Annotated in this window: 18 protein-coding genes; 5 read left to right on the top strand and 13 right to left on the bottom strand. The window is 41.2% G+C overall.

The window, feature by feature from the left end:
• Positions 1-9 precede the first annotated feature (9 nt).
• Genes yhbY through M3204_RS05810 form a run of 4 tightly spaced genes read right to left on the bottom strand, consistent with a single transcriptional unit; the run spans position 10 to position 2,800 of the window.
• Positions 10-303, bottom strand: a complete 294-nt coding sequence (yhbY, locus tag M3204_RS05825) for a ribosome assembly RNA-binding protein YhbY (RefSeq protein WP_251479502.1) — start codon at positions 301-303, stop codon at positions 10-12.
• A complete protein-coding gene (gene aroE, locus M3204_RS05820; protein ID WP_251479499.1) occupies positions 297-1,136 on the bottom strand; it encodes a shikimate dehydrogenase in 840 nt (279 codons plus the stop codon). The genes yhbY and aroE overlap by 7 nt, the downstream gene beginning before the upstream one ends.
• Positions 1,137-1,176: 40 nt before the next feature.
• Entirely contained in the window at positions 1,177-2,280 is a 1,104-nt protein-coding gene (yqeH, locus tag M3204_RS05815; protein WP_251479497.1) for a ribosome biogenesis GTPase YqeH, read from the bottom strand.
• Between the two features lie 4 nt (positions 2,281-2,284).
• A complete protein-coding gene (locus M3204_RS05810) occupies positions 2,285-2,800 on the bottom strand; it encodes a YqeG family HAD IIIA-type phosphatase (protein WP_251479495.1) in 516 nt (171 codons plus the stop codon).
• 438 nt (positions 2,801-3,238) lie between these two features.
• Between M3204_RS05810 and M3204_RS05805 the strand changes: the two genes are divergently transcribed.
• Positions 3,239-3,379: a sporulation histidine kinase inhibitor Sda gene (locus M3204_RS05805; RefSeq protein ID WP_079510333.1), complete on the top strand. Its 141-nt coding sequence runs from the start codon at positions 3,239-3,241 to the stop codon at positions 3,377-3,379.
• A gap of 234 nt (positions 3,380-3,613) precedes the next feature.
• On the opposite strand, the gene M3204_RS05800 is transcribed toward M3204_RS05805, so the two are convergent.
• Complete coding sequence (locus M3204_RS05800; RefSeq protein WP_251479493.1) at positions 3,614-4,402, bottom strand: phosphatidylserine decarboxylase; 789 nt, start codon at positions 4,400-4,402, stop codon at positions 3,614-3,616.
• Between the two features lie 311 nt (positions 4,403-4,713).
• Between M3204_RS05800 and pssA the strand changes: the two genes are divergently transcribed.
• Positions 4,714-5,253: a CDP-diacylglycerol--serine O-phosphatidyltransferase gene (gene pssA, locus M3204_RS05795; protein WP_251479491.1), complete on the top strand. Its 540-nt coding sequence runs from the start codon at positions 4,714-4,716 to the stop codon at positions 5,251-5,253.
• 76 nt (positions 5,254-5,329) lie between these two features.
• Here the strand turns inward: pssA and M3204_RS05790 are convergent, their stop codons facing one another.
• Both M3204_RS05790 and M3204_RS05785 read right to left on the bottom strand, forming a co-directional pair.
• A complete protein-coding gene (locus tag M3204_RS05790; RefSeq protein ID WP_435367720.1) occupies positions 5,330-7,111 on the bottom strand; it encodes a M3 family oligoendopeptidase in 1,782 nt (593 codons plus the stop codon).
• Positions 7,112-7,275: 164 nt separating this feature from the next.
• On the bottom strand, positions 7,276-7,422 hold the full coding sequence (locus M3204_RS05785) for a hypothetical protein (RefSeq protein WP_251479486.1): 147 nt from the start codon (positions 7,420-7,422) through the stop codon (positions 7,276-7,278).
• 181 nt (positions 7,423-7,603) lie between these two features.
• On the opposite strand from M3204_RS05785, the gene M3204_RS05780 reads away from it, so the two are divergent.
• Positions 7,604-8,287 carry a response regulator transcription factor gene (locus M3204_RS05780; protein WP_251479484.1) on the top strand — a complete coding sequence of 228 codons (684 nt, stop codon included), beginning with the start codon at positions 7,604-7,606 and terminating at the stop codon, positions 8,285-8,287.
• A gap of 77 nt (positions 8,288-8,364) precedes the next feature.
• Complete coding sequence (locus tag M3204_RS05775; protein ID WP_251479482.1) at positions 8,365-8,721, top strand: group I truncated hemoglobin; 357 nt, start codon at positions 8,365-8,367, stop codon at positions 8,719-8,721.
• A gap of 176 nt (positions 8,722-8,897) precedes the next feature.
• Here the strand turns inward: M3204_RS05775 and M3204_RS05770 are convergent, their stop codons facing one another.
• The 4 genes from M3204_RS05770 to M3204_RS05755 form a co-directional block, all read right to left on the bottom strand.
• Positions 8,898-9,458 carry a DUF1641 domain-containing protein gene (locus M3204_RS05770; protein WP_251479480.1) on the bottom strand — a complete coding sequence of 187 codons (561 nt, stop codon included), beginning with the start codon at positions 9,456-9,458 and terminating at the stop codon, positions 8,898-8,900.
• Positions 9,459-9,472: 14 nt separating this feature from the next.
• Complete coding sequence (locus M3204_RS05765; protein WP_251479478.1) at positions 9,473-10,609, bottom strand: NAD(P)/FAD-dependent oxidoreductase; 1,137 nt, start codon at positions 10,607-10,609, stop codon at positions 9,473-9,475.
• A 61-nt stretch (positions 10,610-10,670) separates the two neighbouring features.
• The gene (locus M3204_RS05760) at positions 10,671-10,910 is read right to left on the bottom strand and encodes a sulfurtransferase TusA family protein (protein ID WP_251479476.1); all 240 of its coding nucleotides are present in this window, start codon (positions 10,908-10,910) and stop codon (positions 10,671-10,673) included.
• Between the two features lie 122 nt (positions 10,911-11,032).
• On the bottom strand, positions 11,033-11,434 hold the full coding sequence (locus M3204_RS05755; RefSeq protein WP_251479474.1) for a DsrE/DsrF/DrsH-like family protein: 402 nt from the start codon (positions 11,432-11,434) through the stop codon (positions 11,033-11,035).
• 268 nt (positions 11,435-11,702) lie between these two features.
• Between M3204_RS05755 and sigK the strand changes: the two genes are divergently transcribed.
• Positions 11,703-12,425 (top strand): RNA polymerase sporulation sigma factor SigK, encoded by a 723-nt coding sequence (sigK, locus tag M3204_RS05750; protein WP_251479472.1) that lies wholly within the window; start codon positions 11,703-11,705, stop codon positions 12,423-12,425.
• A gap of 475 nt (positions 12,426-12,900) precedes the next feature.
• Here sigK and M3204_RS05745 read toward each other — a convergent pair whose 3' ends face one another.
• Both M3204_RS05745 and M3204_RS05740 read right to left on the bottom strand, forming a co-directional pair.
• Positions 12,901-13,038, bottom strand: coding sequence for a YrzI family small protein (locus M3204_RS05745; RefSeq protein WP_251479470.1), 138 nt, complete (start codon positions 13,036-13,038; stop codon positions 12,901-12,903).
• A 402-nt stretch (positions 13,039-13,440) separates the two neighbouring features.
• Positions 13,441-13,695 carry a YrhC family protein gene (locus M3204_RS05740; RefSeq protein ID WP_251479468.1) on the bottom strand — a complete coding sequence of 85 codons (255 nt, stop codon included), beginning with the start codon at positions 13,693-13,695 and terminating at the stop codon, positions 13,441-13,443.
• Positions 13,696-13,802: the final 107 nt, after the last annotated feature.

The raw sequence follows: 13,802 nt of genomic DNA, 5'->3' as shown, positions 1-13,802 counted from the left end.
CCCAGTTATTTACCTTGGAAGAACTAATTGCTTATTTTCACGTGACTCTTTGTATAGGACGATGGTATTTCCAATAACCTGAACTAGTTCAGCTTTCGCGCCGCGGGACAATTGTTCTGCAACTGTGTCCCTGTCATCCTCACAGTTCTGAAGGATGCTTACCTTGATCAATTCTCTCGCCTCGAGTACTTCCTCGATTTGTTTGACCATATTATCATTTACCCCGCCTTTGCCAACTTGAAAAATCGGATTAAGATGATGGGCTTTCGATCTTAAAAAACGTTTTTGCTTGCCTGTTAACATGTGTATCCTCCTAAATGTCTTAAAACATTGGCTTTCATTTTTTCTGTATCAGGAAAAATGCCTGTCCATTTTTCAAAGGCCAGTGCTCCCTGATACACAAACATCTCAATTCCATTTTGCGTTGATGCTCCTTTAACAGAAGCTTCTTTTAACAATTTTGTTTGGAGCGGATTATATATTATATCACTTACAAAAGAATGTTGCGCTATGTTATTTGTAGATAATGGCACCGAATCAATGTCAGGATGCATGCCTATCGATGTTGTTTGGACTAGCAGCTGGTAATTTCCCAGATTTCTTTCAGCTGAATCATAATCAAGTACCTTTGAATCAACCTTGTATGGACAGGCATTGACAAGTTCCTCAGCCTTGTTCGGTGTGCGATTGCAAATATCGATATGTTTGAATCCAGCTTTCGCCATCGAAAAATAAATGGCCCTGGCAGCACCGCCTGCCCCAATAATCAAAGCTGACCTCGATAAAAGATCAGCAGCATGGGATTCAAGCCCCTTTACAAAACCAGGGCCATCAGTATTATAGCCTATAAACAGGCCACCTTCATTTTTGACTGTATTGACTGCTCCGATTGCTTCTGCCAGAGGATCGATTCCATCAAGATACGGAATAATTTCCGTTTTGTGAGGGATTGTCACATTGAAGCCGCTTGCTCCCAATGCCTTCAATCCTTTTACAGCTGACTCAAGATCATCATTCGATACATGGAATGGCAGATAGCTGGCATCGATTCCATGCAGTTGGAACAAGTCATTGTGCATGGCAGGAGACATTGAATGGGCGATTGGATCGCCGATAACACCGAACATTTTTTTCATTTCAATCTCCCGCCCTTTCTTTGTAATTGTAATTATTAAATTAAATTAATGACCTTCTTAACAATACATGTACCCCTTTTGGGACATGGGCCGCAATCTTTGCACCTGCTTCATTTACAGTAACCCATCCAAGCCCTGAGAAAACAATATCTGTCTTTGCTTCTTTAATCGTAAACTCATGGCGGATAAGCTCCGGAAATTCATCCATTTGTTCGCGCCGCGGCGGCGTCAGCAATTCACCGGCATGGTTTTGGTAAAGCTCGTCGGCGTTCTCCAGCTTTGTTCTATGAATGTTGATTTCGTTGGGCAAATAGCAGGGAAACGACCTTCTGCCACCAGAAATATAATCAAAGCGTGCCAGTCCGCCGAAAAATAATGTCTGGCTTTCATTAAGCTGATAAACCTTTGGCTTTATCTCTTTTTTGGGGGTGATGTATTTTAAATCGCGTTTATCAACATAGTGCGCCATCTGATGATGATTGATGATCCCTGGGGTATCGACAATCGCTTTTCCATCAGCAAGTGGAATTTCAATCATGTCCAGGGTTGTCCCAGGGAAATGTGAAGTTGTGATAACATCTCCTTCTCCGGTCACTTCTTTGATGATTCTATTGATAAAAGTAGATTTCCCTACGTTTGTACAGCCAACAATATAGACATCTTTGCCATTGCGGTATTCATCAATAGCAGCAGCAGCTTCTTTTATATTCATACCTCTAGAGGCACTGACAAGGAATACATCAATCGGATTCAGTCCAAGTTCGCGGGATTCCTTTTTCATCCACTCGATCAGCTTCCGATGCTTTACGGATTTAGGCACAAGATCCGCCTTGTTTCCGATAAGCATTACTGGATTGTTTCCGGCAAACCGGTGGATACCCGGAAGCCAGCTGCCGTTAAAGTCAAAGATGTCAACGATCTTGACAATCAGAGCATCCGTCTTGCCCAACTCATTCAATATTTTCAAGAAATCATCATCTGTAAGACTTACATCTTGAATCTCATTATAGTTTTTCAATCGGAAGCATCTCTGGCAGACAACGACCTCTTTTTCCAATGAAGAAGGCGGGGCATAGCCCAGCTGTTCCGGATTCTCCGTCTGTATTTTCACTCCACAGCCTGTGCAGACAAATTGTTCACTCAATGCTTTAGTCCTCCCAATTCAGCTTGCCTTGTTTCCTGAACCAATTAAGAATTCTTCTTTCAACTTTTCGGTTGAACCTTGTTACAAATCCGTCGGTCTGTGCAACCGGAACAACAAGAATTGTATGGAATCCTCCTCTATTCCCGCCAAGTACGTCAGTGAGCAGCTGATCACCGATCACAACCGTTTCTTCCTTTCGGAGGCCCATTTGTTTTGCTGCTTTATGGAAAGCTCGGCTCATCGGCTTCCTTGCTTGGAATATAAAAGGTATTTGAAGGGGATCTGAAAAAGATCTAACCCTTTTCTCATTATTATTTGAAACAATCGTTACAAGTATTTCATTCTTCCTCATATTATCAAACCATTCGATGAGCTTTGGAGTCGCATAGGGACGGTCCCATTCTACAAGCGTGTTGTCAAGGTCCGTGATAATGCCTTTCACGCCTTTTTCCTTTAAGCTTTCCGGCTGGATATCAAATATACTTTTCACATGCTGGTCAGGCAAAAAATTGTTTAGCAATTTCATTACACCTCATTAATTAAGTCCTATCATACCGTTAACATCATACCCAATTTTAACCTCGTATTCAAAGCAAACATTTAAATAGAGGAAAATTTACAGAGAATTGGCTCACAGGGGTCGACAAATCTACATAAAAATCATCTGGATTCGAGTAATTTTTAAAATATTATAAAAAAACACAAAAAACTTTTCGACAAAATCCAACGTTTTCCATATCTGTGGATAACCTTATACACAAAATACACATTGATTCTATTACTTTTTTCCCATTTATAAACAAATTAATCACAGGTTATCCACGGGTAATTGTGGATAATTAGAACAGTTGTTCTTGCAGTTTTGTTCTGATAGAGTAGGGGTAGAACAAATTAACTAACAATTATATGCAATATACAACTGGTTTAGAAGTATCCTTTTTGGGGGTGAATGACTGGAATGCGTAAGCTATCGGATGAACTATTGATTGAGTCTTATTTTAAGGCAAGAGAATTAAATTTAAGCTATGAATTTATTCGATTGATTGAAACGGAAATCCACCGGCGGTCATTATCTAACCGAATTAAAGTTTCCTCCTAACAGCCCCTGAAAAGGGCTTTTTTTTTGGTTTTCAACTTCAACAGGAAAGTGATAGACCAGCCGTCTATCGGTTGCAATCAAAAGAAGTGCCGTCCTATAGGATGCTCTATACGCTGGGATAATTTGCTGAATGACCTCGCTAATAGCTCCTTGGGTTACGGTTTCTCTATGCTGAACTTAATAAAATCTCTTATTATCAGTAAAGGCACAGATTTAGTCTGTGCCCCAAAATCATCACCCTTGTCCCCTTAATGTCCCTATCCTTTCCCCATATTTTACGTGGTAAGGCGCTGTGATCTCTGGGAGAAGGCTGAAGGAATCTTTTTCAAAAAGCATGACGATCGTGGAACCGAACGTGAAATAAGCCATTTGCTCACCCTTTTGAAGCGTGTCACCATCATGGGTAGTTTCAATGGAATTAACGAACATCGCTCCGACTTTAACCACAGCAGCCAATCCGGTTTTATGCCTGATTTCGGTAATTTTCCGATAGTTTTTTGATAGTGGGTATTTTCCATATTTTAATCCTGTTTTATTGACTGGATATGACTTCATTCCAAGTGACCATTGATTTTCCACCTTACCTGATAATGGGCTGTGAATGCGGTGATAATGGCTCGGGCTCAGGTAAAAAATCATATATGTTCCCTGTTCATACCGTGCCATAGCTTCATCATTGCCCAGCATTTCGGCGATTGAATAGACTTTCCCCTTCACGTTGATGGTCCGATCGGCTTCGATATCCCCGATATCTTCAATAACAGCATCAACAGGACTTACTACAGAGTCAGCGTCTTGATCAATCTTCCTGGACCCTTCCTTAAGAGTCCTGATAAAGAACTCATGGAGGCTCGGATAGTCATCGATTGGCCGCTCCATTTCTTCCTGGTTGATTTTATATGTTTTTGCGAACGAAGGGACAATCCATTTGCTTTTATCCGATTTTGCGAACCTTTGCAAAATAACTGAGGACCATCTTCCATTCGTCAATTCTATGAGCAGTCTATAAATACTTTGAATCAATGTTACTACCTCCGGTTTTTAAAGAATATTGTCTGCGGATAATGATTTTTCCCCTTGCAATTTTCAAGAAATGAAATCAATTCAGTAATCTAGAAGCCACAAATTTATAGGCTATGAAGAAATTGATGTTGATTTCCGCTCGCGGCGCCACATTCAACATATTTACGAAATTACAGCGCCTTTTGAATGAGCAATTTTTAAAGAGTCTAAAAGATATCTTTACGAAAAAGCATAAACATCTTAGAATTATATATTATTATATAATAACCTAAGGTGCTAGTTCCCTTTCCCCATGAAGAGGAGTGAGATCCATGTTCATACAAGATGTACTTGACACAACAGTCAAGAAGTTAAAGTCCCAGACAGCCAATGTCCTGACGCTGGCCAACCTTTCATTGGGTGGTTTTGCTATTATTGTCGGCATGAACGGCAATTTGAACCTTAGCCTGCTGCTGATTTTCATTGCCGCACTGGCAGACCGTTTTGATGGCATGGTTGCCAGAAAGTTCAATATTGAATCCGAATTGGGTAAGCAATTGGATTCCATGAGTGATATTATATCATTTGGCGTGGCACCTGCACTATTAATATATCAGGGAATATTATCGGAATTCGGTGCACCTGGCGCATTCTTTATCGTTTTTTATATCGGCTGCGGAGCGTTCCGTCTGGCAAGGTTCAATATTTCAGAGAGCAACGGATACTTTACAGGCCTGCCAATTACAGCTGCAGGTGTCCTGGCAACATTAAGTTTCCTGGCTATCCCCTTCTTACCGCCGCAAACCTTCTTATTTATTATGATTGTCCTCAGCTTTTTAATGGTCAGTCCATTCAGACTAAAGAAAGTATGATAAAAACCCAGCCGAAGCCGGCTGGGTTTTTGCTTGCATATCGTTTATACAGTTTTTTCAACTGGATGCCATTTATCTATTCAGTTAAAGCTAAAAATTCTTCTACATCTTCTACGCACATACGCACGGCTTTTTCCCAGAAGTCTCTCTTTGTCAGATCGACATTCAAATGTTTTTGAGCCAGTTCTTCCACTGTCATGGAAGCGGAGTCTTTCAGCAGGGCAATATATTTTTCTTCATAGCCTTGCCCTTCTTCTTGCGCCATGGCGTAGATGCCAAGTGAGAATAAATAACCAAATGTATATGGGAAGTTATAGAACGGCACCCCGGTAATGTAAAAATGCAGCTTGGAAGCCCAGAATAACGGATGGTATTCCTCAAGCGCCCCGCCGTATGCTTCCGTTTGAGCGTCCTTCATTAATTCATTTAGTGTTTCCGCATTGACTAACCCTTGCTTCCGTTTTTCATAGAATTTCGTCTCAAACAAGAATCTGGCATGGATGTTCATCAACAGTGCCACAGACCGCTGGATTTTGTCCTCTAACAGACTAAGTTTCTCTTCTTTTGATTTCGAGTTTTTCAGCGAAGCATCAGAAACAATCATTTCAGCGAATGTCGACGCCGTTTCAGCAACGTTCATTGCATAATTGCGGTTCAGCAAGTGCAGGTCCCGCATTGCATACGTGTGGAAACCATGTCCAAGCTCGTGGGCAAGGGTAGACACATTGGACGGCGTGCCAGAGTATGTCATGAAGATACGTGATTGGCTGCTTTCAGGAAAAAACGTATGGAATCCGCCTGGCGCCTTTCCAGGACGATCCTCAGCTTCGATCCATTTGTTTTCAAACGCCATTTTTGCGAAGTCAGCCATTTCCTTGCCAAATTGTCCAAAATTATCAACGATAAAATCGGCTCCTTGCTGATAGGACATTTTTGATTCGGCGGTGCCGATTGGCGCATCAAGGTCGAACCAGCTGAGCTTTTCGAGTCCAAGCAGCTTTGCTTTCCGGTTAAGGAACTGTACAAACGGTTCCTTGTTTTCAGAAATGACCTGCCACATTGCATCAAGTGTTTCTTTTTGCATCCGGTTAATATCGAGAGGCTCTTTTAACACATCTTCCCAGCCGCGAAGCTTATAAACATTCAATCTGAAGCCTGCAAGATGGTTGAGAGTCTTTGAGTAGAAATCTTCCTTCTCTCCCCAGGCTTTCTCCCATTCTGTGAATATTTCCTTCCTGACATTACGGTCAGCATCAGAAAGCTTATTGGCAGCCTGCCCGACCGATAAGCTTCCTTCTTTATAATTTATTTTCGTGCTGCTGACGAGAAGGTCGTACATTTGTCCCCACCCGTGATAGCCATCCACGCTTAATGCGTTGATTGCCGACTCTTCCTGTTCAGAAAGCCTTTCAGCAGCCCTCTCGCGGCGTTCAGTCAGTACAAAACGCAACTCATTTAAAAGACCTGACTGAAGAAGCTCATCCCATACCTCTGTTGAAAATCCTGCAAGCTTTTGGTCAAAAACAGTCAGCGCGGTCTGGAGCGAGGCACTCAATTCTGTTACAGCCGCCCTTAATTGTCCAGCTTTTTTATCCTCAGTATCCTGCGCCTGCAAACAGCTGACAAAAGCACCAGCTTGTCTAACCTTCTTGGCTGCTCCGTCAAACATTTCGACCAGGCTTGCAAGGCGGTTCCCCTCACTTACTTGATCGTTAGGATTCCAGTTCCCAACTTCTTTTTTAAAACTAGAAATTGCTTCTTGTGCTGATTGAAGATGGGAGGCGAATTCAGGAGACTCACTTCCCCCCTGAAAGAACACTTCCAGATCCCAAACTTCTGAGTATCTTTTCGTCATTATGTATTTCCCCCTTTTCTATATTGTTTTATTATAATGTTATTTTTCTAAAATTTCTATTTTTTCAAAAGGGGTTAAACAAAAGCTTTAAATGTTATTTTATAAAGCCAGGCGTCTCCCAGCGAAAAAGGCTTATCCAGAATGTCTGGCATAAGCCTTTTTCCTACTTATGAATTAAAGTACCACCATCCGCCAAAGATGAGAACGATTATGAGCAGGATTATGAACAGCGCAAACCATGCACCATTTCCGCCATAGTATCCTGGGTATCCACCATAAGGTCCTGGATATGGTGGACAGCATCCGTAAGGCATACTTTCACACTCCTTTTCTGTATCCTATTATCAGAATATGGGATTCTGTCCATTTTGGATTGGGCACTCAGCGATTTTCCTGAAAAGGAAAACAAAAACATCAAAATATATAAATGCACAGTTTTTTCAAACTTATAGTGTAAGATTGATTTAATTACTTTGAATGTAAGGAGTTTTTATTATGGCTAATATTTTGCTAGTGGATGATGAAACACGGATGCTGGAGCTGCTAACGTTGTACCTGGCTCCGTTAGGTTATAAGTGCATTGCGAAAACTTCCGCACATGATGCGATCAGCTTTCTTGAGGAAAAACACGCTGATCTTGTTTTGCTCGACGTCATGATGCCAGAGATGGATGGATGGGAAGCATGCCGGGAAATACGCAAGCACTGGGATATCCCTATCATCATGCTTACTGCGAGAAGTGAAAAGCCTGATATCGTGAAGGGTTTGAAAATCGGGGCAGATGATTATGTCACCAAACCTTTTGATGAAGGCGAATTAATTGCCAGAATCGAGGCTGTTCTTAGGAGAAATTCCGGGAAAAGCCACCTCCTCTCCTTCAATGGCCTGAATCTTAATATGGACTCATATGAATTGCAATATAATAGGACATCAATTCCACTTACACCGAAGGAATTTTCGCTCCTGAATCTTTTCCTGCAAAACCGTAATAAGGTGTACACAAGAGAACACTTGATTTCATCCATTTGGGGTTACGGTGTCGCCACAGAAGACCGGACTATTGACTCGCATGTGCGGAATTTAAGGGATAAATTGCGCAAGGCAGGATTTGCTGCGGATGATTACTTGATCACCGTATGGGGTGTAGGATATAAATGGCTTGATAAAGCAGAACGTTGAAATAAAAATGTTTCAATCATATTCCTCTGGTTAAAAAGAAATAATAGGGACGTTACTTTCAAAAAGGAGGAATATGAATGGAAAAGTTGTATGAACGACTGGGCGGACAGGATGCGATCACAAAGGTAGTCGATGTTTTTTATGAAAAGGTATTGGCTGACGAAACAGTTAGTCACTTCTTTACAGAAACAGACATGGAAAAGCAGCGTCGTCACCAGTCCCTTTTTATAAGCTGGGCATTAGGAGGTCCTAATCAGTATTCAGGCAAAAGCATGGAGCTTGCCCATAAAGGGATGAACTTGAATGATGAGCACTTCGGCGCAATTGCAAACCATCTTGCTGCAAGCTTGAGGGAGTTTAATGTATCAGACGAAGATATCAATCAAGTACTTGAGAAGCTAACAACAATGAAAAATGACATTTTGTATAAGTAGTAACAAAAAGCGCAAGCGCCTTGTGCAGCCCCGACAAGCGCTGGAGGGTTCATTGGGCGGACCGAAGCGACTCGAGGGGCTAGGCGCTGGAGCTGGATTAAGAATACTACATGTAGATCCTCAACTAAACAATTTTATAATTCATGATTAAAAGGAGAGGATTATCCTCTCCTTTCCTATTTATTCAACTGTTTTGGAAGGTTTTGAAGGAAGGATATCAATAAAGTCATTCCTTCTCTGGTTTCCTTTTGTGTCACTGCCTTCATTAACTGCATGGATGACAGAGGTTCTTTTCCTTTTGTGTCCTCTTGAGCATTGTAGAATGCAGTTAGCATGCCTTCCACAAGATCTATGGCACCAAGCTGTACGAATGAATCCGCAAGTTCCACACCTTTGATCGCTTTTTCAGCCATATCAGTAACCATCGGGCCAGTCATTGCGCCTTTCATTGCCGCAGCCATGTCAGCCAGCTGCATCAATGACTTAAGCACTCCGGTTTCTTCCATGCGTTTTACTTTCATTAAAGTGCGCTCAAGGTTTTCAGCCACTTCAGGAAGAACCTTCAATAAAGAAAGGGTTTCAGGCTGAAGAAAATCATCAGCCATCTCAATCATCTTAACGCCGGTTTCCGCGATTGTTGAAACCATTTCACCCGTAACAGCATTCATGGCTGCATCTGTAAAGCCGACGAGTTTATGTTGTTCAGTATTTTGTGCTTGAGGTGTTTCTGTAGCCATCTCAACCACCCCTTCTATAAAATCCCTTTGGCATTTAACCAGTAAAGTTCATTGTATACTGCTTTGAACCAGTGCAGCAGGTCAGAAGTCTCTGCAGGCTGCGGAGGGTTGTTGTAATCAAATGTAATCATGCTGGCATCTTCTAAGCTGTTTTCCAGGAAGCACGCCACCTTGCCATTGTACACGGCTGTTTCAGGACGGCCTGTCAATCTGCTGATGATGTTCGCCACAAGTGATTCAGATTGATAGTGTGCTGTTGAACCAGCTTTGCTGATTGGAAGGTTGGTTGCGTCCCCTATTACATACACGTCATCCTGGCCAATCATCTTCAACGTTGTGCGATTTGTAGGAATGAAGCCAGATTCGTCGCCAATGCCGGAATCGATTACTGCTTTTGCTCCAGTATGAGCCGGAATCGTGATCAGCATGTCGTATTCGTGTTCTGCTCCGTCCATCGTAATGGCCACTTTACGCTTAGGGTCGACTTCCTCAAGGTTGAAGAACGTTTCGTATTTGATATCTCTCTTATCAAATTGCGGCTGTCCCCATTCAGCAACTGGCACTAGTGAGTGGATGCGGCCAATTGGGTACGCGTACTTGATTTCGATATCTTTGCGTCTGCCATTCTTGCGGTAATAGTCATCAAGCATCAATGCAAGCTCAAGCGGAGCAGCTGGACATTTATGAGGAACATCAATTGTGATCAGGATTTTGCCCTTTTCCATTGCTGCAAGGTCAGTGCGAAGGCGTTCTGCACCTTCAAGCGTATAGAAGTTATGAGCGCCTTCCCTTAAACCTGGAACGCTGTCAAAGTCAGGGTGAGAGCCAGTAGCAACCACAAGATAATCATACTGGTATTGTTTTTTACCCTTTACAGTCTTCTTCTCGACGTCGATTTTTTCGACATCGTCATAAACAAGATTCACATGTCTGTGTACAAGCGTTTCCTGTTTTCTGATGAAATGCTCGGATGGCTTCTCATTGAATGCAATGAATAAGTACCCAGGCTGATAAATATGCTTTTCTGTATTTGAAATCAAAGTGATTTCGACTTCACGCTTTTTAATATCTTCTCCTAGTTGGCGGGCAAGCCTGTTCGCTACCATTGTACCAGCACTGCCGGCGCCAAGAACCACGATTCTCTTTGTCATTTGATCCACACCTCTTTACTCGATTCGTTGTTGAAGGCTTTTTTTATTTTTCAGGCTGGAATTATTTCGCTTTTCTAACCGCGATTTTGAATTCATCGCCTTCATTTTCTAAGTAAGCAATTTCGTGGCCCATTTTGTTAACCCATTCAGGAATATCCACTGCAGATCCTTTGTCAGTAGAAAGAACTTCTACTACATCTCCGACCTTTGCTGTTTTGATTCCTTTAACCAATTCCATTAGCGGTCCAGGGCAATATGCTCCTCTAGCATCGATTGATTTAGTTACTTGTACTTCACTCATGATTTTTTCCTCCAGTATAGTTAAGTTTTATGTTAGAATAAGAAAAGATTTTTTATTTTTGCATGAAGAGGAAAAAGAATGAAAGGCCTGCACGCCGTTTCTCTTTTTCCTGCTTCAGCAGATTACATCGTAATAACTGTAGCTCCCTGAGTCATTCCCAAGAATTTTGTTACCCCAATTACGCCATCGAATACATCAATCATGTCTTCTTCATTCCAATCCATGATATCCATTGCCAATGCGCATCCGTAAATGTTCAGCTCTCCCATATCCTTGCCTTCCTGCAGCAATGAATCGAATAATGGAATTTTCTTCGCGAGCATTTCCTTGCCAATCGTTCCAGTGATGAAGTCGGCATTTTCAAAGCTGTCTTTACGGAAGGACTTCAAAGCATTCATTGTAACGAACACATTTACAGTCATGCCTGACATTGAAGCTACAGAACCTACCAATGCCCCTGCATGAAGCTTCTCAAGATCTTCAGATAATAAAATAACCGCTAAAGATGGTGCTTGCTGTTCCATAATTTATTTCCTCCTAAGAAATCGAATGATTTACCTTACACTTGAATTATACCTATACCCCTATATCTATGTCTGTTTCTTTTATGTGAACGTTTTTCATCTAAAAAGTGACAAAACAAGCCGGTTGCAGAGTTTTCTGTTGCATTTTAAATATGTTAAATTGGTTTAAATTTACAAAACAAAATATTTGGTAGGACAGACACAATATCTGCCCTCTTTTCATAGGAATTTATTATAGGCGAAAGCCTTACTAAGCGGGGGTGGAAACATGTCTGGCATTCTAACAGCGCTCGGCTATTTAGTTAAAGAAGTGATCCTTCTTGTTTCATATGTAAAAAATAACGCATTTCCTCAACCGTTATCTGCAGCTGATGAAAGAAAGTATCTAAGGTTGATGGCAAATGGCGATCCACACGCACGAAATATGCTGATTGAGCACAATCTCAGGCTGGTCGCGCATATCGTAAAAAAATTCGAAAACACCGGCGAGGATGCTGAGGATTTAATTTCGATTGGTACAATCGGCCTGATTAAGGCCATCGAAAGCTATTCAGAAGGAAAAGGGACAAAGCTTGCCACATACGCGGCCAGGTGTATAGAAAATGAGATACTCATGCACTTGCGGGCGCTGAAGAAGACTAAAAAGGACGTTTCCTTGCATGATCCAATCGGGCAAGACAAAGAAGGAAATGAAATTTCTTTGATAGACGTCCTGAAGTCAGAGTCTGAAGACGTGATTGATACTATCCAGCTCAACATGGAGCTTGAAAAAGTGAAGGAATACATCGATGTTCTGGATGAACGAGAAAAAGAGGTCATCGTTGGCCGATTCGGCCTTGATCTGAAGAAAGAAAAAACTCAGCGCGAAATCGCTAAAGAACTGGGGATCTCAAGGAGCTATGTGTCAAGGATTGAAAAAAGAGCCTTGATGAAGATGTTCCATGAGTTCTACCGTGCTGAGAAGGAGAAGAAAAAGAACAAGGGGCAATAAAAAAAGAGAAACCGGGGCCTCCCGGTTTTTTTGTATTGCGCTGTATCTCGAGTTTTCTTTTAAACTTACTGTTAAACTAATGGAAAAATAAAAAAAGGGAATCAACCTGAGCTGATTCCCTTATTACTATTCTACACTCACTTCTGCAGCTATTACCAAACCAACAGCGCCGCAGATGACTAATCCCATGACAATCATGAACATGCTCATCACCCCTTTAGCATTCACCCATGTTTACACCAAATTTATCATATAATTACGGTGCTAAAAGGGGACGGTTGTGAACATTTTGTTAACGATTGGATCTCTTTTTCCTAAATATAAGCGTTAAAAGCAAGATATGCAATGGCATAAACAGTACCTCCCTAAAACGTCGTTAGGTGGTGTCCTTCTCTACCCACAGGCTAGCCAGTCTTCTTTGAATTAAATAAATCATCATCTTTCCACCTTTCTATAGTTTAGTTATTCAAATGAATTAAAACGAGCGCAGCATTGCCTGACGGGTTTTGTTTTCTTCAACCATTTTTTCAACCATTTCATTATGGCGAATTTCTTCTAAAGACATTTGGCGTTTATTGATTGTAATCGTAAAAAACAATATGTTAAGGGTCATTATCGGTTCACCTCCTTAAATCTCCATAAAAAAGCCGCAAGGAAATCTTCCCTGCGGCATAAATGGGCATAGAAAAGCCGCAGGGCACGATTCTCCCTGCGGCCATGGATGTATTAGTTAAAAAACAGCTTAAACAATCCAGTCCGATCCGGTCGAATGCGTTTTGCAATATGAAGTTTGTGGGTTATTCCAATATCCAATCATGATCATTTCACTCGACCTCCTTCTGAATTATTTAACTCACATTGGTAAGTATATCCACTTCCATATATTTTGTAAACCCTTTTATGGCCTTTTTTTCCAAAAAAGATTTCGTCAAAAAGCAACAAGATTCTTTTCATAAACTATTATCTTACGTAAACGATAACTAAAGCAAAAAAAATAAACGTCCATCGAGGACGTTTATTTCTTCATTAATAATTCTTGGCCTTCTTCTGATTCAATCAACTGGTTGCGGTATTTTTTTGCGAATGAAAAAAATAAAATTGACACAGCAAGGAATCCGACAGATGCGCCTGTTGCAATATATATGTCTGTCATTACTTTTGTAGCTGACGGAATGATTGTACCCAGATAAAAGAAAGCACCCACTGCTAATAATACGGTAGCAAATTGCTTATAATCTACCATTTTTTCATATATATGTTTTGCATTCATTTATATCACCTATTTATTTTGTCTTAACCACAACCCTACTTTAACATATATAAACATTTATTCTGCATGTAAATTTTGGAATAAATAGAGGGTGTCCCTAAAGTACC

Source organism: Mesobacillus subterraneus (assembly GCF_023715485.1).
Lineage (GTDB): Bacteria > Bacillota > Bacilli > Bacillales > Cytobacillaceae > Mesobacillus > Mesobacillus subterraneus_B.
The sequence above is the reverse complement of the archived record's forward strand: the minus strand, read 5'-3'. Positions and strand labels throughout refer to the sequence as shown.

Bases quoted from the DNA above. Each gene is read 5' to 3' on its own strand.
- yhbY (WP_251479502.1), bottom strand. From the start codon at position 303: ATGTTAACAGGCAAGCAAAAACGTTTTTTAAGATCGAAAGCCCATCAT.
- aroE (WP_251479499.1), bottom strand. From the start codon at position 1,136: ATGAAAAAAATGTTCGGTGTTATCGGCGATCCAATCGCCCATTCAATG.
- M3204_RS05805 (WP_079510333.1), top strand. From the start codon at position 3,239: ATGCGTAAGCTATCGGATGAACTATTGATTGAGTCTTATTTTAAGGCA.
- pssA (WP_251479491.1), top strand. From the start codon at position 4,714: ATGTTCATACAAGATGTACTTGACACAACAGTCAAGAAGTTAAAGTCC.
- M3204_RS05785 (WP_251479486.1), bottom strand. From the start codon at position 7,422: ATGCCTTACGGATGCTGTCCACCATATCCAGGACCTTATGGTGGATAC.
- M3204_RS05780 (WP_251479484.1), top strand. From the start codon at position 7,604: ATGGCTAATATTTTGCTAGTGGATGATGAAACACGGATGCTGGAGCTG.
- M3204_RS05775 (WP_251479482.1), top strand. From the start codon at position 8,365: ATGGAAAAGTTGTATGAACGACTGGGCGGACAGGATGCGATCACAAAG.
- M3204_RS05770 (WP_251479480.1), bottom strand. From the start codon at position 9,458: ATGGCTACAGAAACACCTCAAGCACAAAATACTGAACAACATAAACTC.
- M3204_RS05765 (WP_251479478.1), bottom strand. From the start codon at position 10,609: ATGACAAAGAGAATCGTGGTTCTTGGCGCCGGCAGTGCTGGTACAATG.
- M3204_RS05760 (WP_251479476.1), bottom strand. From the start codon at position 10,910: ATGAGTGAAGTACAAGTAACTAAATCAATCGATGCTAGAGGAGCATAT.
- M3204_RS05755 (WP_251479474.1), bottom strand. From the start codon at position 11,434: ATGGAACAGCAAGCACCATCTTTAGCGGTTATTTTATTATCTGAAGAT.
- sigK (WP_251479472.1), top strand. From the start codon at position 11,703: ATGTCTGGCATTCTAACAGCGCTCGGCTATTTAGTTAAAGAAGTGATC.
- M3204_RS05745 (WP_251479470.1), bottom strand. From the start codon at position 13,038: ATGACCCTTAACATATTGTTTTTTACGATTACAATCAATAAACGCCAA.
- M3204_RS05740 (WP_251479468.1), bottom strand. From the start codon at position 13,695: ATGAATGCAAAACATATATATGAAAAAATGGTAGATTATAAGCAATTT.